At 72.4% G+C, this 16,993-nt stretch carries 12 protein-coding genes and 1 pseudogene; 6 read left to right on the top strand and 7 right to left on the bottom strand.

Annotated elements, in window-relative coordinates; translation table 11 throughout:
- Positions 1–122 precede the first annotated feature (122 nt).
- Both QM809_RS15635 and mqo read right to left on the bottom strand, forming a co-directional pair.
- Positions 123–2,011, bottom strand: a pseudogene (locus QM809_RS15635) (AAA family ATPase).
- The gene (gene mqo, locus QM809_RS15640) at positions 2,011–3,546 is read right to left on the bottom strand and encodes a malate dehydrogenase (quinone) (RefSeq protein WP_415046638.1); all 1,536 of its coding nucleotides are present in this window, start codon (positions 3,544–3,546) and stop codon (positions 2,011–2,013) included. The pseudogene QM809_RS15635 and the gene mqo overlap by 1 nt, the downstream one beginning before the upstream one ends.
- A 148-nt stretch (positions 3,547–3,694) precedes the next feature.
- Here mqo and QM809_RS15645 point away from each other — a divergent pair, with 148 nt between their 5' ends.
- Positions 3,695–4,753, top strand: coding sequence for an alpha/beta hydrolase (locus QM809_RS15645; protein ID WP_415046639.1), 1,059 nt, complete (start codon positions 3,695–3,697; stop codon positions 4,751–4,753).
- On the top strand, positions 4,750–6,153 hold the full coding sequence (gene mtr, locus QM809_RS15650) for a mycothione reductase (RefSeq protein ID WP_415046640.1): 1,404 nt from the start codon (positions 4,750–4,752) through the stop codon (positions 6,151–6,153). The genes QM809_RS15645 and mtr overlap by 4 nt, the downstream gene beginning before the upstream one ends.
- Positions 6,154–6,407: 254 nt before the next feature.
- On the opposite strand, the gene QM809_RS15655 is transcribed toward mtr, so the two are convergent.
- Genes QM809_RS15655 through QM809_RS15665 form a run of 3 tightly spaced genes read right to left on the bottom strand, consistent with a single transcriptional unit; the run spans position 6,408 to position 9,480 of the window.
- On the bottom strand, positions 6,408–7,061 hold the full coding sequence (locus QM809_RS15655) for an HAD family hydrolase (RefSeq protein WP_415046641.1): 654 nt from the start codon (positions 7,059–7,061) through the stop codon (positions 6,408–6,410).
- Positions 7,062–7,105: 44 nt separating this feature from the next.
- Positions 7,106–7,963: an alpha/beta fold hydrolase gene (locus QM809_RS15660; RefSeq protein WP_415046642.1), complete on the bottom strand. Its 858-nt coding sequence runs from the start codon at positions 7,961–7,963 to the stop codon at positions 7,106–7,108.
- Complete coding sequence (locus QM809_RS15665) at positions 7,945–9,480, bottom strand: cobyric acid synthase (protein WP_415046643.1); 1,536 nt, start codon at positions 9,478–9,480, stop codon at positions 7,945–7,947. The genes QM809_RS15660 and QM809_RS15665 overlap by 19 nt, the downstream gene beginning before the upstream one ends.
- Positions 9,481–9,632: 152 nt before the next feature.
- On the opposite strand from QM809_RS15665, the gene QM809_RS15670 reads away from it, so the two are divergent.
- Positions 9,633–11,192 carry a serine/threonine-protein kinase gene (locus QM809_RS15670; RefSeq protein ID WP_415046644.1) on the top strand — a complete coding sequence of 520 codons (1,560 nt, stop codon included), beginning with the start codon at positions 9,633–9,635 and terminating at the stop codon, positions 11,190–11,192.
- Positions 11,193–11,245: 53 nt separating this feature from the next.
- Here the strand turns inward: QM809_RS15670 and map are convergent, their stop codons facing one another.
- Positions 11,246–12,109, bottom strand: a complete 864-nt coding sequence (gene map, locus QM809_RS15675; protein WP_415046645.1) for a type I methionyl aminopeptidase — start codon at positions 12,107–12,109, stop codon at positions 11,246–11,248.
- 109 nt (positions 12,110–12,218) lie between these two features.
- On the opposite strand from map, the gene QM809_RS15680 reads away from it, so the two are divergent.
- The 3 genes from QM809_RS15680 to QM809_RS15690 are packed head-to-tail and all read left to right on the top strand — an operon-like array spanning position 12,219 to position 15,057.
- Positions 12,219–13,232 (top strand): heme/hemin ABC transporter substrate-binding protein, encoded by a 1,014-nt coding sequence (locus QM809_RS15680; protein ID WP_415046646.1) that lies wholly within the window; start codon positions 12,219–12,221, stop codon positions 13,230–13,232.
- Entirely contained in the window at positions 13,229–14,272 is a 1,044-nt protein-coding gene (locus QM809_RS15685; protein ID WP_415046647.1) for a FecCD family ABC transporter permease, read from the top strand. The genes QM809_RS15680 and QM809_RS15685 overlap by 4 nt, the downstream gene beginning before the upstream one ends.
- Complete coding sequence (locus tag QM809_RS15690) at positions 14,266–15,057, top strand: heme ABC transporter ATP-binding protein (RefSeq protein WP_415046648.1); 792 nt, start codon at positions 14,266–14,268, stop codon at positions 15,055–15,057. Before QM809_RS15685 ends, QM809_RS15690 begins: the two co-directional genes overlap by 7 nt.
- 56 nt (positions 15,058–15,113) lie before the next feature.
- On the opposite strand, the gene QM809_RS15695 is transcribed toward QM809_RS15690, so the two are convergent.
- On the bottom strand, positions 15,114–16,955 hold the full coding sequence (locus QM809_RS15695; RefSeq protein ID WP_415046649.1) for a penicillin-binding transpeptidase domain-containing protein: 1,842 nt from the start codon (positions 16,953–16,955) through the stop codon (positions 15,114–15,116).
- Between the last annotated feature and the right edge of the window lie 38 nt (positions 16,956–16,993).

Below are 16,993 nucleotides of genomic sequence, written 5' to 3' on the forward strand. Positions count from 1 at the left end.
TTCGGTGATCGAGCCTTCCTTCGGTGATCGAGCGGAGTCGAGATCAGACGACGACCCGCCCCAGGTCTCGACTTCGCTCGACCGGCGAAGGCGCTCCCCTCGATGATCGAGCGGAGTCGAGATCAGGCGACGCCGCTCACCCGGCCGACGAGACCGGTGACCGCCAGATCGTCCATCGACGCGTACTGCGCGCCCATCCGGCCGGCGAGATCGGCGGCCAGACCGAGCCGGATCATCCCCTGCTCGCAGTCGACCACCAGCGACGAGATCCCCGCTCGCGCGACGACGTCGGCCACCGCGGAGGCCCGCCCCGGGGCGTCCGCACCCGAGGTGGCGCGGCCGTCGGTGAGCACCACCAGCAGCGGGCGCCGCGTCGGATCGGTCCGGGCGGCCCGCTCGATCACCCCGAGCGCCTCGGTCAGTCCCTCCGCGAGCGGCGTGCGGCCGCCGGTCCGCACCTGGGCCAGCCGGGCGACGGCGAGGTCCACCGACCGCGTCGGCGGCACCGCCACGTAGGCGTCCTTGCCTGCCGCCACCACCACGGCCACCCGGTCGCGCCGCGTGTACGAGTCGCGCAGCAGGTCCACGCACGCGGTCCGCACCGCCGCGAGCCGGGCCCGCGCGGTCATCGACCCGGACAGGTCGACGACGAACACCACCAGATTGGACTCCGCGCCGATCCGTTCGGCTCCGCGCAGGTCCTCCGCGCCGATCGCGGGCACCCCGTCGCCCACGGACCGGCCCGCGGCGGCGAGCACCGTCGCGAACAGGTGCACGGGGGTCTCGCTGTGGAAGTCGACGGCGCGCGCCGTCATGCCCCGGCGGCTGCGCGCCTTGGAGCGTCGTCCGTCGTCGCCGTCGCCGATGCCGGCGGCGCGGAAGGTCCGCAGCCGGGCACCGGTGCCCACCGGCGGGGCGCCGAAGGCCGGGCCCTGCGGCGCTCGACCGCCGCCCGATCCGGGATCGTCGTCCGGGTCGGTGTCGGGCGGGGTCTCCGGCTCGGCGGCGTCGGGTTCGGAGGGTGCGGAGTCGTCGCCGGACCCGGGGTCCGGCTCCGGCTCAAAGGGGGCGGCTCCTGGGCGGCCTGCTCGCCGTGTTCCAGCGCCTGATCGAGTTCCTCGCGGTCCATGCCCGCCGAGTCGAACGGGTTTCGACGACGACGGTGCGGCAGCGCCAGCTCGACGGCCACCTTCACGTCGTCCTCGGTCACCTCGGCGGCGCCCCGCCACGCGGCGTGCGCGGTCGCGGTCCGGGCGACGACGATGTCGCCGCGCAGACCGTCCACCTCCAGCGCCGCGCAGATCGCCGAGATCCGGCGCAGTTCCGCGGCCGGGATCGTCACCTCGCCGAGTGCGGCGCGCGCGGCGGCGATCCGCTCGGCCAACTCCGTCTCGGCGTCGGCGAACCGGGCGGCGTACCCGTCGGGATCGGCGTCGAAGGCCATCCGCGCGGTGACGATCGCGACGCGTTCGTCGACGTCGCGCGGACCGGCGACGTCCACCACCAGCCCGAATCGGTCGAGCAGCTGCGGGCGCAGCTCCCCCTCCTCCGGGTTCATGGTGCCCACCAGCACGAAGGCCGCCGACTGCGTGTGCGAGACGCCGTCGCGTTCGACGGTCACCCGGCCGCTGGCGGCGGCGTCGAGCAGCACGTCCACCAGGTGGTCGGAGAGCAGGTTCACCTCGTCGATGTAGAGCACCCCGCCGTCGGCCTGCGCCAGCAGCCCCGGGGTGAAGTGCGCCTGACCGTCGCGCAGCACGCGCGTCAGGTCGAGCGAACCGATCACCCGGTCCTCCGTCGCCCCGATGGGCAGTTCCACGACGCGCGCGGAGTCGGCGAGCAGGGGGGCCAGACCGCGCACGATCGTCGACTTGGCCGTGCCCTTCTCGCCGCGGATCAGCACCCCGCCGATGCCGGGGGCCACCGCGGACAGGATCAGCGCGAGTTTGAGCCGATCCTGTCCGACGACGGCGCTGAACGGGTAACGCGCAGAGGCTTCGGTCACCGTGATCAGGCGGGCTCGACGGCCTCGGCCTCGACGGCCGGCGCCGCCGCGTCCGGGCGGTCGGCGTCAGCGGTCAGCTCGAGGCTGCGGTTGGTCCAGTCCCACTGCTGACGGAACAGCGCGGGGTTGTCGTTGAGCTTCTGGCCGTACGACGGGATCATCTCGGTCAGCTTCGAGGTCCACCCCTCGAAACGGTCCGCGAAGCACTCCTTGAGGACGTTGATCATGGCCGGGACGGCGGTCGAGGCGCCCGGCGAGGCGCCGAGCAGACCGGCGATGGTGCCGTCGCCCGCGGCGACCACGGCGGTGCCGAACTCGAGGTTGCCGCTGTTGCCGGTGGCCCGGATCACCTGGACGCGCTGTCCGGCGGTGATCATCTCCCAGTCGCCGCCGGTGGCCCGCGGGACGAACTCCTGCAGGGTCTTGACGCGGTCGTTCGAGGTGGCGGCCAGCTCACCGATCAGGTACTTGAGCAGGCCGAACTCCTTGGGGGCGATCGACATCATCGGCAGCAGGTTGCCCGGCTTCACCGACTTCGGCAGGTCCATGACGCCGCCGGTCTTGAGGAACTTGGGTGACCAGCCGGCGTACGGACCGAACAGCAGGCCCTTGTCGTGGTTGATCACGCGGGTGTCCAGGTGCGGCACCGACATCGGCGGCGCGCCCACGGCGGCCTGGCCGTACACCTTGGCCGAGTGCTGCTCGATCAGGTCGGGGTTGGTGCAGCGGAAGAACTGACCGCTCACCGGGAAGCCGCCGAAGCCCTTGGCCTCGGGGATGCCGGACTTCTGCAGCAGGTGCAGCGCCCCGCCGCCGGCGCCGATGAAGACGAACTTGGCCTCCACCCGGAGGATCTCGCGCGAGTTGACGTTGCGGATCTTGAGGATCCACGAGCCGTCGGACTGCTGCGACAGGTTGCGCACCTCGTGACCGAAGTACAGGTTCGACTCGCGGCCGACGAAGTTGAGGAGCTGCTGGGTCAGCGCACCGAAGTCGACGTCGGTGCCCTCGGTGTACCAGTTCAGGCCGACCGGGTCGGAGTAGTCGCGACCGGCGGCCATCAGCGGCAGGCGCTCGGCGAACACGCCGTCGTCGGTGATGTACTCCATCCCCTCGAACAGGGTGTTGCTGCTCAGCGCCTCGTGACGCTTGCGCAGGTACTCGACGCCCTCCGCACCGTGGCAGAAGGACACGTGCGGGATGGGGTTGATGAACTCGTCGGGCCGGCCGAGCAGGCCGTTGTCCACGCCGTACGCCCAGAACTGGCGCGACTGCTGGAACTGCTCATTGATGCCCAGCGCCTTGGTGATGTCGATCTCGCCGTCCGCACCGACCGGCGTGTAGTTCAGCTCACACAGCGCCGAATGCCCGGTGCCCGCGTTGTTCCAGGGATCACTGCTCTCCGCGGCGGCCGCATGCAGCCGCTCGAACAGACTGATCGACCAGGTCGGCTCCAACTGCCGAATCAGCGCACCGAGCGTAGCGCTCATGATGCCTGCGCCGACCAGCGCAACGTCTGTCTTGATCACCTTCTGCGACACGCCCTACCCACTTCCTCACCGGCGCCGATACGCGCGGTGGAGTCCGAATGTGAACGTCATTGTCCACCATGGCCGGAGCCGTTCCCGAATCGACACCGTCATTTGTGGGATGCACGACAGGAACCGCGCCGCTCTAAGCTTAGGTCCCGTGACCTCCCCAGAATCCTCTTCGACGCATCGACCCCCCCGGCAGTGGCGTCCGGACCACTTCCTGGACCGCTACGAGCTCCTGACCGTCCCGCTCGCCGCGGATCGGGACGGCGAGGATCCGATCAATGCCACGCTCGTCCGCAAGCCGGGGGCCTCCGCCGGTGCGCCCCGCGGCGCGGTGCTCTACGTGCACGGCTTCACCGACTACTTCTTCCAGGAGGAGATGGCCGCCTTCTTCCACGACCGCGGCTATCTGTTCTTCGCCCTGGACCTGCGTAAATGCGGACGTTCGCTGGCCGACCACCACACCCCGCACTTCACCACCGATCTCGCGACCTACGACGAGGAGCTGGGCGCGGCCCTGGACGTCGTCGCCGAGGAGGTCGCGGCCGCCGGCGGCGCGCCGCGCATCGTCGTCGCCGGGCACTCCACCGGCGGCCTGATCACCGCGCTGTGGCTGGATCGGCTGCGGGAGACCGATCCGGCCCGGCACGCGCACGTGGCGGGCCTGCTGCTGAACAGCCCGTGGCTGGACCTGCAGGGCGAGGCCGTGCTGCGCACCCCGGTGGTCGCCGGGGTGCTGGCCGCCGGGGCCCGGATCCGGCCCAAGGCCGAGGTCCCCCGCGAACTCTCCTCCGCGTACGGCGAGAGTCTGCACACCGAGGCCAACGGCGAATGGACCTACGACCTGCGCTGCAAGCCGGTCAGCGGCTTCCCGGTGACCTTCGGCTGGCTCAACGCGGTCCGGCAGGGCCAGTTGCGGCTGCACAAGGGCCTCGAGGTCGGGGTGCCGGTGCTCTCGCTCCGCTCCGACAAGACCCGCTTCACCGCCTCGTACGACATCGCGGTGGACACCGCCGACTGCGTGCTGGACGTGCGACACATGGCCAAGTGGTCGTCGTCGCTGGGTTCGCGGGTGCTGTCGGTGGCGGTGCCCGACGCCCGGCACGACGTGTTCCTGTCCAAAGAGGCGGTCCGCGCACGCGCCTACGACGTCGTCGACGAGTGGTTGAGCTTCGAGATCGACGTCGACGAGACCGCCGGGAGCGACCGGTGAGCACCGCGCAGCAGGTCGCCCTGGCGATCATCGGTTCGGGCAGCGGCAACTCGATCCCCGACGAGCGCTTCGAGCAGACGTCGATCGCGCTCTTCGAAGAAGGCGTCTACGGCGGCACCTGCCTGAACGTCGGCTGCATCCCCACCAAGATGTTCGTCTACGCCGCCGACGTCGCCGCGCAGGTGCGCGAGGCCGGTCGGTACGACGTCGACGCCGCCTTCGACGGCGCCCGTTGGCCGGAACTGGTGTCGCGGGTGTTCGACCGCATCGACCCGATCTCCGCCGGCGGCGAACGCTACCGCGTCGAGGACTGCGACAACATCACCGTCTACCGCTCGCACGTGGTGTTCGACGGCCGCGACGACGACACCGGACGCTACCGGCTGGTGACCGCCGACGGCGACACCGTGCTGGCCGCCGAGGTGGTGATCGCCGCGGGCGCCCGGCCGCAGATCCCGGCGCCGATCGCCGAGTCCGGCGTCCGCTACCACACCAACGACGACGTGATGCGGCTCCCCGAACTCCCGAAGCGGATGGCGATCGTGGGCAGCGGCTACATCGCCGCCGAGTTCGCGCACGTCTTCTCCGCGCTCGGCACCGAGGTGACGGTGATCGCCCGCGGCCCCGCGCTGCTGCGCAAGATGGACTCCGACATCAGTTCGCGGTTCACCGCCGTCGCCGCCGAACAGTGGAACATCGTGCTGAACCAGACGTGCGCGGAGGTCTGCGAACTCGACGACGGGGCGATCCGCCTCGTCCTGAGCGACGGCGACGTGCTCGACGTCGACGTCCTCCTCGTCGCGACCGGACGCGTCCCGAACGGCGACCGCCTCGGTCTGGACACCATCGGCCTGAAGCTCACCGACGACGGCCGCGTGCCGGTCGACGCGCACGGCCGCACCCCGGCGCGCGGCGTGTGGGCCCTGGGCGACGTCTCCTCGCCGTACCAGCTCAAGCACGTGGCGAACCAGGAGCAGCGCACCGTGCAGGAGAACCTGGTCAAGGGCTGGGACGCCGACGACCTGGTGTCGTTCATGCACGACGCCGTGCCCGCCGCGGTGTTCACGCACCCGCAGATCGCCACCGTCGGGCTCACCGAGGAGCAGGCCCGCGAGGCCGGTCACGACGTCGCGGTGAAGGTGCAGGCCTACGGCGACGTCGCCTACGGCTGGGCGATGGAGGACTCCGTCGGGTTCTGCAAGCTGATCGCCGACCGGGCCACCGGCCGGCTGCTGGGCGCGCACCTGCTGGGCGCGCAGGCGTCGTCGATCATCCAGCCGGTGATTCAGGCGATGAGCTTCGGGCTGGGCGTCCGGGACATGGCCCGCGGCCAGTACTGGATCCACCCGGCGCTCCCCGAGGTGTTGGAGAACGCCCTGCTGGGCCTGGATCTGGACTGAGCGCCCCTCGCGCTGTGCGAGGGGCTTCGACACCGACTCCGTCACTGCGTTCCTGCGTCGGGCTCAGCCGACGACCCGGGCCCCGGGGTGACGGTGTTCCCTCCGACGGCTGAGCCTCGTGAGGAACGCAGTGACGAGCGGGGGTCGAAGCCTCTCCGAGGGGTCTCGACTCCGCTCGACCAACGAGAAGGGGGCGATCGACCGACGAGAAGGACTCGACCGACGAGAGGGCGGCGCTCGACCGGCGGAAGCGCTCAGAGGAGGTCCGGCAGCTCCAGGAGCGAGTCGATGATCGTCGCGCGGGCCGCCTCCGGGCGGGTCGCGTGCAGGTGGCCCCAGGGGCCGCGCCGGATCAGGATCGGGCGCATGCCGGCGTCGGCGGCCGGGAGCACGTCGTTGTCGGTGCGGTCGCCGACGTAGGCGATCGCCTCCGGCGCGACCCCGGCCAGTTCGGCCGCCGCGGCGAAGAACCCGGGGTCGGGCTTCTCGACGCCGAGCTCGGCCGAGTTGCGGATCTCGTCGACGGGCAGAGCCATCGCGCGCAACGCGTCGAGCGCCGCGGGCGGCTGGTTCCCGGCGATCACCAGGCGCAGACCGCGGGCGGCGAGCGCGGCCAGGGCGGGTCGCACGTCGGGGTAGAGGTCGTCGGCGTCGAACCCGCTGCGCAGGCCGTCGGGGTCCTCGAGCGCCCACGCGGCGTCCTCGGCGGGGACGTCGAATCCGGGGCGGACCAGCTCGAACGCCGCCCCGACCTCCTGCCCGGCAGCCGCGCACGCGCCGATGGCGCCCAGGAAGGTCAGCGGTGTGACGCCCAGGCGCTCGGCCCAGCGCAACCAGATCCGGGATTCGTCGATCAGGGTCTCGCCGACGTCGAACACGACGGCCTCGATGCGTTCGGTAGGGGGCATGGCCGTCGACGCTACCCGCTCCGGCCCGGGCCCCGAACGGCCGGTCAGTACATCGTCGAACGCAGGGCGATCTCGCTTGCGACCGCCTCCGGCGCCTTCTCCGGCACCCAGTGGTCGACGTCGCGGACCTCGGAGAACCGGTAGTCCGAGTACACGAACCGGCTGCTGCCCTCGGCCTGCGCGCGGCCCAGCGCGGCGTCGCCGTCGCTCCACAGCATGGTGGTCGGGATCTCCACCGGCGGGCAGGCCAGCGTCTCGGCGACGTCGCCGCCGAAGTTCGCGCGGTACCAGTTCAGCGGACCGGTGAGCGCGTTCACCGGCTCGCCGGTGACCGAGCTGGTCGCCGGCGCCAGGAAGGGCGTGAGTTCTTCGGCGCTCACCCCGGCACGACGCAGCAGCACGCCCTCGCGGGCGGTGAGCTTCTCCTCCGATCCCTCGGCCATGAAGGCCTTGATGTAGGACGAGCGCCGCCGCTGATCGTCGCTCTCGGCGAGCGCCGCCGCCATCGCCGACGGATGCCCGGTGCTCACCGCCACCAGGCCGGTGAACCGGTCCGGGTGCCCGGCCGCCAGATGCCAGGCGACGATCCCGCCCCAGTCGTGTCCGACGAGCATCGAGTACGCGATGTTGAGGTGTCCGAGGACCCCCACGACGTCGTCGACCAGCAGCTCCAGCCGGTAGTCCTCGACGGCGTCGGGCCGCGCGCCGGGGCTGTAGCCGCGCTGATCGATGGTCAGGGTGCGCAGCCCGGCGTCGTGCACGCGCGGGATCACGTCCTTCCAGCAGTACGACGTCGTCGGGAATCCGTGCAGCAACACCACCCACGGTCCGCGGGCGGGCCCGCTTCGATGCACGTCGAAGGTCAGGCCCTTGTGTTCGATCTTCAGGTGTTCGGACTCCACGACAACGAGCTTAGAACGCTGGGGAGCCTCGGTGGCCCGTCTGTGATCAACCGGTGCACGGCGGCCGCATCGAGATGTTCGTCGACGAGATCGGCCAGCAGATCCAGTTGCGCCTCCCGGACCGCGGCCACCGACAGGCCCGGTTCGGGGGCGAAACCCCGCACCCCCGCCGCGGCGGCGACCTCGGTCAGGAAGGCGCGACGGAAGTCGTCGCTCTCCAGGAGTCCGTGACAGTGGGTGCCGTAGACGACGCCGCTCCGCGCCCCCTCCGGGCCGTTCTCGTCGTCGTGCAGCCAGCGCTCGCCGCTCTGCCGGACCACCCGGCCGTGATGGATCTCGTAGCCGGACACCGGATCCGGTCCACCGTGCCCGGCGAAACGCCGCAGCGTCTTGTCCGGGTGGAAGACGACGTCGACGTCGAGCAGCCCGAGTCCGTCGACGGCGCCCGCCCCGGACTCGACGTCGTCGACGATCCGGCGCCCGAGCAGCTGGAAGCCGCCGCAGATGCCCAGGATCGGGCGGCCGCGCGCCGCGCGCTCGACCAGGACCCGGTCGAGGCCGCGCCCGCGGAGCCAGGCCAGGTCGTCGACGGTGGCCCGGGTGCCCGGGATCACCACCAGGTCGGCCGCCGCGAGCGCACCGGGATCGTCCACCCAGGTGACCGTCACCCCCGGTTCGCAGGCCAGCGCCTCCACGTCGGTGCCGTTGGAGATGCGCGGCAGGCGGAGCGCGGCGACGGTCATCCGTTCCGCGGCGAGACGCGGGACGCCCACCCGGCGGCCCACCGCGCTGGCCAGGGAGTCCTCGGCGTCGATCCACACGTCCGGGCTGAACGGCAGCACGCCGAGCGTCGGCCGACCGGTGCGCTCGCGCAGCATGTCCAGGCCGGGGGCGAGGATCGCCGGGTCGCCGCGGAACTTGTTGATCACATAGCCCGCGACCAGCGCCTGATCGTCCGGGTCGAGCACCGCCGTGGTGCCGTACAGCCCGGCGAGCGCACCGCCGCGGTCGATGTCGGCGACGACGAGCACCGGCAGGCCAGCCCGGCGCGCCAGGCCGAGGTTCGCCAGATCGCCGGCGCGCAGATTGATCTCGGCGATCGATCCGGCGCCCTCGACGATCACCACGTCGAACTCGGCCCGCAGCGCGGCCAGCTCGTCGTGCACGACGTCGGCGAGCCGGGCCCGCCAGGTCTGGTAGTCCCGGGCGCCGACGTCACCGACCGCCCGGCCGCGCACGACCACCTGCGAACGCCGGTCGCCGCCCGGTTTCAGCAGCACCGGATTGAAGCGGGTGTCCGGTGCCAGCCCGCACGCCGCGGCCTGGAGCGCCTGGGCGCGGCCGATCTCCCCGCCGTCGAGCGTGACCGCCGAGTTGTTCGACATGTTCTGCGCCTTGAACGGCGCCACCGACACGCCTCGACGACGAAGCGACCGGCAGAGACCGGCGACGATCAGGCTCTTGCCCGCATCGCTCGACGTCCCGCCGACCAGCAGGGCTCCGCGGATCGCCGTCACAGACCTCACCCTATCCCCGCCCCGGCTCCCCGGCGCCGCCCCGGGTCTGGCCACCGCGCGGCCCTGCGGAGTGGACCGCCCGGCCACGCGGACTACGATCAGGCGAAAGCCGCAGCCCGCGGCACCGCAGACCGGCTGGAGGGGGAACGTCGATGGCCATGCCGCAACCCGGCGGCACCTTCGCCGGCTACGAGGTGCTGTCCCTGCTCGGGCGCGGCGGCATGGGCAGCGTCTACCTGGTCACCAACCCGAACCTGGACCGGCGGGAAGCGCTCAAGGTGCTCTCGGTGGACTCGTCGGGCGATTTCGCCGCCCGGTTCTCCGCCGAGGCGCGCACCATGGCCAAGCTCGACCACCCGGGCATCGTCACCGTCTACCACCACGGCATTGCCGAGGCCATGCCCTGGTTCACCATGCAGTACCTGGAGGGCTCCGACCTCGACCGCGCCGGGCCGCTGCCCTACCGCGACGTCCTCGCGATCGTGGACCAGGCCGCCGCCGCGCTCGACTACGCGCACACGCGCGGCGTGGTCCACCGGGACATCAAACCCGCCAACATCCTGGTGCGCCGCGACGCGGCGAACGACGACGTCGACCGCGTGACGATCCTCGACTTCGGGATCGCGCGGTTGGCCGGCGCCACCTCGATGACCGCCGCGGGCTCGTTCGTCGGCACCCTGAGCTATGCGGCGCCGGAGAGCGTCGACGGCCGGCGCGACATCCCCGCCGCCGACCAGTACTCCCTGGCGTGCACCGCCTACACGCTCCTGACCGGCAGACCGCCGTTCCAGGGCCTCACCACCGCCGCCCTGATGCACGCCCAGCTCTCCGAACCGCCGCCGCCGATCAGCCGGTTCGCCCCGTCCCTGTCCGGGCTCGACCCGGTGTTCGCGCGCGCCCTCGCCAAGAATCCGAACGGGCGCTACCCGTCGTGCCGGGCCTTCGCGACCGCGCTCGCCTCCGGCGGCGACCCGCACACCCGCAAGCAGACGCTGGTGGCGCCGCCCACCTCCGTCTCCGCCGCCTCGGCACCGCCGCAACGCCCGGTGCCCCACCAGGTCACACCGTCGCACCCGGCCGCCCCGAACCCCGCCGCTCCCCGTCCCGCCGCGCACTCCGGGGCGTTCGGGCAGGCGTCCCACCACCCCGTCCACCAGGCGCCGACGCACCACCTCGGACAGTCGCAGCCGTACCCGATGCCCTATCCGGCGCCGAAGGCGAGGTCGTCGACCACGACGACCGTCCTCGCGGTGATCGCGATCCTCATCGGCCTCGCCGTGATCATCGGCGCGGTGCTGCTGGCCGACCGGGACGAGAGCTCGACCCGCGGAGCCCCGACCACCTCGAGCAGCACCGCGCTCCGCGATCGGTCCGCCGCCCCGAGCGCCGTCGCCGCGTCCACCGCGAAGGTCTGGGGCTTCGTGGTGAGTCCGCGGGGCCGCGTCATCCGATTCAAGAACCATGCGAGCAAGGAGACCCTGCTGGGCAGGGCGGCCGAGTACGGCTACACCTCGTCCTGGGGTCACGCCACCTTCACCGACGGCTGCGGCGCCGTCGCGCGCGGCGGGGCCGAGTCGGACCACGCCTACTTCCTCGCCCGCGGCCGCGACCGGTCGACGGCGAGGGCCCGGGCCGAAGCCGATGCACGACGCGCCACCGGGCAATCCGGGACCACCGTCTCCACGCTCTGCGTCGGCGACTCGTTCGACTGAGCCCTCGGCCGGGCAGTCGATTCTCGGCCGGGCGGCGGGGCGTCCGGCCCGGGTCAGGCGTCCGGGAGCGTCAGGATCTCGGCGCCGGTCTCGGTCACCACCAGCGTGTGCTCGAACTGGGCCGTCCACTTCCGGTCCGCGGTCACCACGGTCCAGTCGTCGTCCCACTGCTCCCAGTCGAGGCCGCCCAGGTTGATCATCGGCTCGATGGTGAAGACCATGCCGGGCTCGATGATCGTGTCGACGGCCGGCTGGTCGTAGTGCAGTACGACCAGACCGTTGTGGAAGGTCTCCCCGATCCCGTGCCCGGTGAAGTCGCGGACCACCCGGTAGCCGAACCGGTTCGCGTACGCCTCGATCACCCGGCCGATCACGCTGAGCGCGCGGCCCGGCTTCACCGCCTTGATCGCCCGGTCCGTCGCGATCCGGGTCCGCTCCACCAGGTCGCGGTGCTCCTGGGAGACGTCACCGGCGAGGAAGGTCGCGTTGGTGTCGCCGTGCACGCCGTCGATGTAGGCGGTGACGTCGATGTTCACGATGTCGCCGTCCTGGATCACCGTCGAATCCGGGATGCCGTGGCAGATCACCTCGTTGAGCGAGGTGCAGCACGACTTCGGGAAACCCTTGTAGCCCAGCGTCGACGGGTAGGCGCCGTGGTCGATCATGTACTCGTGGGCGATCCGGTCCAGTTCGTCGGTGGTCACCCCCGGTGCCACCGCGCGCCCGGCCTCGGCCAGCGCATTGGCCGCGATCCGGCCCGCGACCCGCATCTTCTCGATGGTCTCCGGCGTCTGCACCCAGGGTTCGTGGCCCTCGTTCACGGTGTCTTTCCACGCGTACTCGGGGCGGGCGACGGAGTCGGGAACCGGCAGCGTGGGCGAGACGATTCCGGGGGTCAGCGGTGCACGAACGGTCATGGGCATCCAGTCTACGGACCCGGTCCTTCGGGGTTCCGGGCCGTTCCGGTCACGCCCCGACCGCCCGGTAAGGTATGCCTCAATCACCCCTGCCGGGAAGGATCGCCTCGTGCCGCTGCCGCGCCCGCCCCGTCGTCGTTCCCGGGCGTCGCTCGGGCTGCTCGTCGCCTGGCTGGTCGCGGCCGTCGCCGTCCTGACCGGATGCACCACGGCCCCGCTCGACGTCGGCGCGATCGACGATCCGGCCACCGCGCATTTGCGCGACGGCCCCCGGGTGGCCGACCTGCCGAACGACGATCCGGTCCCCGTCGAGACCGCTCCGCAGGCGTCGCCGCGCGCGGACCGCATCATCGCGATCGACCGCAACGGCACCCTGGGGGCGACGGTCTTCGCGCTCGGCCTCGGACCGAAGGTGGTCGCGGTGGGCGGCTCCACCACCTTCCCCGCGGCCGCCGGTCTCCCGGTGGTGACCGATCCCGGCCATGCGATCAACGTCGAGAAGGTGCTCGCCCAGCGGCCCACCGTCGTGCTCGCGGCCCGGGACTCGACTCCGGCCGGGATCCTCGACCAGCTCCGTGCCGCCGGACTCGACGTCGCGGAGTTCACCGGCGACCGCAGCATCGCGGGCACGCCCGCGCTGATCCGCGACGTCGCGAAGGCCCTCGGCGCGCAGGCCGCCGGCGAACGACTGGTCGCCCGCACGCAGGGCCAGATCGACGCCGCCCGCAGGTCGCTGCCCGATCCCACCGGCGATCCCACGATGGCCTTCCTCTACATCCGCGGCGACCGGCTGATCCTGCTCGCCGGACCCGGTTCCGGCGCCGACGACCTGATCGCCGGGCTCGGCGGCAAGGACGCCGGGACCGAGGCCGGGCTCACCGCGGCCTTCACCATGGTCAGCACCGAGTCCCTGATGCGCGCCGACCCGGACGTGATCCTGGTGATGACCCAGGGCGCCGAGTCGGTCGGCGGCCTCGACGGCGTGGCCGCGCTGCCCGCCGTCGCCGGGACCGGCGCGGGCCGCGCCAGACGGATCATCGCGATGGAGGAGACCGAGATCCTCGCGTTCGGCCCGGACACCGGTCTGGTCCTGCGGTCGCTGGGCGAGGCGATCTATCGATGACGACGAAGAACCGTCTCCGCGGCGGTCGGGCGTACTGGGTCCTGCTGGGCTCGCTGGTGCTGCTCGGCGTCGTCGTCGTGTATTCGGCGGGCACCGGCCAGCTGCACGTCCCCCCGTCCGAGGTGCTCGGGTCGCTGGCCCACCACTGGCATCTGAACCTCGGTCCGCTCCCCTCCCAGGAGGGCGAGAACGCGCTCTGGGTGTCCCGGTTCCCGCGGATCGTGCTGGGTCTGCTGGTCGGCACGGCGCTCGGCGCCGCGGGCTGTCTCATGCAGGGGGTGCTGGCCAATCCGCTCGCCGAACCCGGCATCGTCGGCGTCTCGTCGGGCGCCGCGGTGGGCGCGTGCCTGATGTTCGTGCTCAGCGACGGCGGCGCCGACGGCTGGGCGGTGGCCGTGGCGGCCGCCCTGGCCGGGCTGGCGACCACCTTCGCGGTGTACGTGCTCAGCATGCGCGACGGCGGGACCTCGACGGTGATGATCGTGCTCACCGGGATCGCGGTGAACGCCTTCGCGCTGGGGATCATCGCCTACCTGACCACCGTCGCCTCGACCGCCACCCGCGAGCAGATCGTCTTCTGGCAGCTCGGCTCGCTCGCCGGCGCGGTCACCTGGTCGCACGTCCAGGTGGTGGCGCCGCTGGTCGTCGCGTCCCTGGCCGCCGCGACGGTCCTGGTGAACAAACTCGATCTGCTGGCCCTCGGCGACCTCCAGGCCGCGGCGCTCGGCGTGAACGTCGAGGTGGTCCGCCGCCAGGTGATCATCCTGGTGGCCGTCCTGACCGCCGGTGCGGTGGCGTTCACCGGCATCGTGATGTTCGTCGGCCTGATCGTGCCGCACATCATGCGGCTCCTGGTGGGTCCGCGCCACCGGGTGCTGCTCCCGGCGTCGGTGATCGGCGGCGCGCTGTTCGTCGGCGTCGCCGACCTGGCCGCCCGCACCCTGACCGACGGCGAACTGCCGCTGGGCATGCTCACGTCGCTGATCGGCGGCCCGGTGTTCTTCGTCCTGCTGCGCCGGACCGCGAAGACCGGATGGTGACCATGCACGCGACCGGATCGGAGCTGCACGCCCACGACGTCGAGGTGCGCCTCGGCGGCCGCCCCGTCCTGCACGGGGTCGGCCTGACGGCCCGTCCCGGCGAGATCCTGACCCTGGTGGGACCGAACGGCTGCGGCAAGTCGACGCTGCTCTCGGTGCTCGCCGGGGTCCGCACCCCGCACGCGGGATCGGTCCGCCTCGGCGATCGGCCCCTGGCGTCGATCCCGACCCGCGAACTGGCTCGGCACCGCGCGCTGGTGACCCAGCAGAACCGGGTCGACACCCCGTTCACCGTGCGCGAGGTGGTCGAACTCGGCCGCTACCCGTGGCTGCGCACCCCAGAGGCGGCGCGCACCGCGGTGATCGTCGATGCCGCGATCGAGGCCTGCGGGATCGGCGAGCTGGTCGAGCGCCCGTTCCCCCAGCTGTCCGGCGGTCAGCAGGCGCGCGTCTCCCTGGCCCGGGCCCTCGCCCAGGACACCCCGGTGCTGCTCCTCGACGAGCCCACCGCGGCCCTGGACATCGGGCACACCGAGCAGACGCTGCGGATCCTGCGGCAGCGGGCGCAGGCGGGCACCACGGTGGTGCTCGTCGTGCACGACCTCTCGCTGGCGGCGGCCTACGCCGACCAGGTGGTGCTGATGAAGGACGGCCGGATCCCGGCGGCGGGCGCCGTCGACGAGGTGATGACGGCCGAACTGCTCGGCCGCACCTACGACCACCCGGTGTCCCTGGTGCGCCACCCGGACACCGGCGAGCTGATCGTCACCCCCGACCGCTCCTGACCCCCCACCACTCCTGACCCCGGGCCCTCCCGCCCTCGACGTCCCCGGGCGGGGCCTCACCCGTGGCCGGGCGGGAGCAGGTTGAAGAAGTCCCGGGTCACACGCACCGCGTTGTCGGAGTCGCCGCCCAGCACGATCAGCGTCGCGAAGGCGAGGTCGCCGCGGAAGCCGGCGAACCAGGCGTGCGAACCGCCCGCCGTCTCCGCCTCGCCGGTCTTGCCGAAGACCGGCCCGGCACCGGCGACCGACCTGGCGGTGCCCTCGGTCACCACCGCCCGCATCATCGGCCGGATCTGCTCGTACAGCTCCGGCGCCAGGGTGGGGCGCGGCCCGACGACGCCGGTCGCCCGCCCGTTGATCAGCACCGGCACCGGTGTCCGGCCGGTCGCCGCGGTGGCCGCCACCAGCGCCATGCCGAGCGGACTCGCGAGAACCCGGCCCTGCCCGAACCCGTCCTCGGCGCGCTGCACCAGGTCGGGTTCGATCGGCACCGAACCGGACTTCGAGTCGATCCCGGCGATGTCGTACCGCGGCCCCAGCCCCATCGCCGCGGCCGCGTGCGGCAGATCCGAGGCACCCATCCGGGATGCGAGATCGGCGAAGGTCGTGTTGCAGGAGTCGGCGAAGGCACGCCACAGCGGCACCTGGCCGAGCGAGAAACCGTTGTAGTTGGGCACCAGACGCGAGCCGATCTGCATCTCCCCCGGGCAGGGCACGACGGCGTCCGGTCTGGTCATGTCCGCGTGCAGCGCCGCCGTCGAGGTGACGATCTTGAACGTCGAACCGGGCGGGTAGGCGCCCGTGGTGGCCAGCAGGCCGCCGCGGTCGGCCGCCGGGTTCTGTGCGACGGCCAGGATCTTGCCCGTCGAGGCCTGCAGGACGACCATCATCGCCTGCCTGCCCACCACGTCCACCGCGCGTTGCGCCGCGTCCTGGACCGACCGCGAGAGGGTCAGCCGGACCGCCGGGGCCGGTGTCGCGGTGTGGTCGGCGAGCACGTCGGCCACCACGCCGTTCGGGTTGATCACCGACACCCGCCAGCCCGACGTGCCGCTGATCTCGTCGCCCACCCGGTTCTTCACCTGGTTCAGCACCGCCCGCGCGAACCGCGGATCGCGCGGCTGGAGCACCGCCTGCCCGGCGGCGATCACGCCGGGGATCGCGAGCCGGTCGCGCAGCCTGTCGTACTCGGGTCCGGAGATCCGCCCGATCGGCAGCGGTCCGGGCGCCGCGGTGGCCCGCTCGGCGATCCCCTGCACGGTCAGGCCCGGGATCAGCGGGCCGACGGTCTCCACCAGCCGCGCCGCCGAGTCGACCACCGAGCCCTGCGCGGCGGCCGCGCGCGCGTCGAAGCTCAGGGCGGTCACGGTGCCGTCGCCCATCACCTCGCTGCCGTCCGATTCGATGATCGCCGCGCGCGGCGGCGCGAACGTGTCGAGTTGCAGACGCTGGTCGGCGCCGAGTTCCGGGTGGACGTTGGTCGACGCCCAGCGCACCGACCACCCGGTGTCGCTGCGCCCCATCGTCAGCGTCGCCGGGTAGCTCCACTCGCGACGACCGGGCAGCGACCAGGCGTAGACGACGTCGATCTCGGCGATGTCGTTGTCGACGCGCAGGCGGCCGGCGCGCGGGTCGAGCCCTTTCGCGTCGAGTCCCGACCACGCCGCGCCCAGCAGCGGTTCGGCGAGCGCCGCATTGGTGGTCAGCGCCGCGGCCGCCGCGAAGTCGCGGGCGGCGAAACGTCGCAGGAAGTCCTCGGCGACGCTGCGCGGACCGTGGTCCTCGGTGGAGCACGCGACCAGCGGGAACAGCAGGATCAGCGTCATCGCCGCCACCGGTGCCCGCCACCGTGCGCGGTGCCGGCCGTCCCGCGCACCGCTCGCCCCTGAAAGAACCATCGTCGGCGAGCTTAGTGGACCCGGCCGTGCGGACGGCC

It is taken from the genome of Gordonia sp. (in: high G+C Gram-positive bacteria) (genome assembly GCF_047600385.1).
In the GTDB taxonomy this organism is placed as follows: domain Bacteria; phylum Actinomycetota; class Actinomycetes; order Mycobacteriales; family Mycobacteriaceae; genus Gordonia.

What these genes read in the sequence shown, in the direction of transcription:
- map (WP_415046645.1), bottom strand. Translation starts at nt 12,109, where the DNA reads ATGACCGTTCGTGCACCGCTGACCCCCGGAATCGTCTCGCCCACGCTG.
- QM809_RS15685 (WP_415046647.1), top strand. Translation starts at nt 13,229, where the DNA reads ATGACGACGAAGAACCGTCTCCGCGGCGGTCGGGCGTACTGGGTCCTG.
- QM809_RS15695 (WP_415046649.1), bottom strand. Translation starts at nt 16,955, where the DNA reads ATGGTTCTTTCAGGGGCGAGCGGTGCGCGGGACGGCCGGCACCGCGCA.
- QM809_RS15655 (WP_415046641.1), bottom strand. Translation starts at nt 7,061, where the DNA reads ATGCCCCCTACCGAACGCATCGAGGCCGTCGTGTTCGACGTCGGCGAG.
- QM809_RS15690 (WP_415046648.1), top strand. Translation starts at nt 14,266, where the DNA reads ATGGTGACCATGCACGCGACCGGATCGGAGCTGCACGCCCACGACGTC.
- QM809_RS15670 (WP_415046644.1), top strand. Translation starts at nt 9,633, where the DNA reads ATGGCCATGCCGCAACCCGGCGGCACCTTCGCCGGCTACGAGGTGCTG.